General features: G+C 72.0%; 2 protein-coding genes. One reads left to right on the top strand and one right to left on the bottom strand.

The annotated features are described in order from the left end of the window. Positions 1-132: 132 nt before the first annotated feature. On the bottom strand, positions 133-501 hold the full coding sequence (locus tag ITI46_RS34380; protein ID WP_209243971.1) for an STAS domain-containing protein: 369 nt from the start codon (positions 499-501) through the stop codon (positions 133-135). A gap of 529 nt (positions 502-1,030) precedes the next feature. On the opposite strand from ITI46_RS34380, the gene ITI46_RS34375 reads away from it, so the two are divergent. Next, positions 1,031-1,576 carry a cupin domain-containing protein gene (locus ITI46_RS34375; protein WP_209243970.1) on the top strand — a complete coding sequence of 182 codons (546 nt, stop codon included), beginning with the start codon at positions 1,031-1,033 and terminating at the stop codon, positions 1,574-1,576. Positions 1,577-1,598: the final 22 nt, after the last annotated feature.

Genomic DNA, 1,598 nt, shown 5'->3' with positions numbered 1-1,598 from the left:
GGGTGGGGAGGCCCACATGCTGCCCGGGCGGCGGGGCGGTGTCTGCCCTCGAACGGCAAGAAAAGTATTGGTCGTTGTGTTCGTTGTGGTCCCGGAGGCGGGGTGCCCTGAATGGTGCGGGTTCGGGGAGATTCAGTTGGCGTCTTGGGCCGGGGTCAGCGCCGTGTCGAGGGCGTCGAGTGAGGTGTAGTGCGGCAGACGATGCTCCAGTTCCAGCCGCCGAAGCAGCCTGCCGACCGGTACGTGCTCGCACACCAGCACCAGCCAGCCGTCCCGGGAGAGCGCCGTCGTGCGGGCCCGCAGCAGGACGCGGATCACTGAGCAGTCCAGGAATGTCACGTCCCGCATGTCCAGTACGACGCGGGGCGGAGCGGCGGCGGACAGCGCCCGCACGAGGTCGGTCTCCAGTTCGGGCAGCGTCGCGATGTCCAGTTCGCCCCTCGCGCGTACGGTCCGGAACCGGGCGGGGCCCGGGGCGTCGGAGCGCGGGACGGCGACCATGGAAGACCCCTTCCACTGACGAGCGGTTCGGCGGGTTCGGCGGGTTCGGTGGGGCGGTGCGTTGGTTCGGTGGCTCTGCGGTGCGGCGGTGCGTTGGTTCGGTGGTGCGTTGGTGCGGTGGTTCAGCTGTGGCGGTTCGGGGGTTCTGCGGCTGGGGGGCGTGGTGCTGGCGCGGTGCGGTGAGTTGGTTGCGATGGTTGCGATGGTGCGGGTGGTGCCGGGGTTCTGCTTGTGGTGCGGTGGCGGTGCGGTTCGCGGCGTGCGGCGGTACGGCGTGCGGCCGGTCGGGGGCGGCATTCGGCGGCAGGCCGGGGGCGTTGCGCGCGTGCGTTGACACGGTCGTCCGGCCAGGGTCCGGGGCCGAACATGTGCACTCTAAGCACGTACTGGGGACGCTGAGGCGTGAGTGCGGACACCGAACCCCTCAGTGCCTCGATCTCACCCGTCCGAGTGAGGGCGTGGTTCGACGGCGCCGGTGGGGGCGCATACGGGGCGCATGGTGCGGGTGCTGTGAGGGGAGGGCTGAGGAATGCGACGTGAGGTGGGAGATGAGGCGCACGCTACGGCTGAGGCACTGGCCGCGCACTTCGGACTGGAGCCGCTGCCGCGGGAAGGCGGCCGGTTCCGGCGGCTGTGGGCCGGGCCCGAGCGGAGCGACGGACGGCCTGAGGGCTCGGCGATCGTGATGCTGCTGACCGACGAACCCGGCGACTACTGCGCGCTGCACCGACTGCCGGACGACGAGGTCTGGCACTACTACCTGGGCGCACCGCTCCAACTGCTGCTGCTCGGGCCGGAGGGGCGTACCACTGTGCGCACTCCCGTCCTCGGTCCCGATGTGCTCGGTGCGGGGCACCAGGTGCAGCTCACCGTGCCGGCCGGGACGTGGATGGGTGCCCGGGTCGGGGCGGGCGACGGCGCGGGGGCCGAGGGCAGTGCGGGTGGCGCTTGGGCGCTGTTCGGCTGCACGATGGCGCCCGGTTACACGGATGCGGGGTACGAGCACGGGGACGCGGACGCGCTCTCCCGCGCGTACCCGGAGCACGAGCGGCTCATCAGGGAGCTGGCCCGATGAGGCCCCCGGCCCCGGCCCACGC

The organism is Streptomyces oryzae (assembly GCF_017676365.1).
In the GTDB taxonomy this organism is placed as follows: domain Bacteria; phylum Actinomycetota; class Actinomycetes; order Streptomycetales; family Streptomycetaceae; genus Streptomyces; species Streptomyces oryzae.
The sequence above is the reverse complement of the archived record's forward strand: the minus strand, read 5'-3'. Positions and strand labels throughout refer to the sequence as shown.

Excerpts from the sequence above, each read along its gene's own strand:
- ITI46_RS34380 (WP_209243971.1), bottom strand. The coding sequence starts at position 501 with ATGGTCGCCGTCCCGCGCTCCGACGCCCCGGGCCCCGCCCGGTTCCGG.
- ITI46_RS34375 (WP_209243970.1), top strand. The coding sequence starts at position 1,031 with ATGCGACGTGAGGTGGGAGATGAGGCGCACGCTACGGCTGAGGCACTG.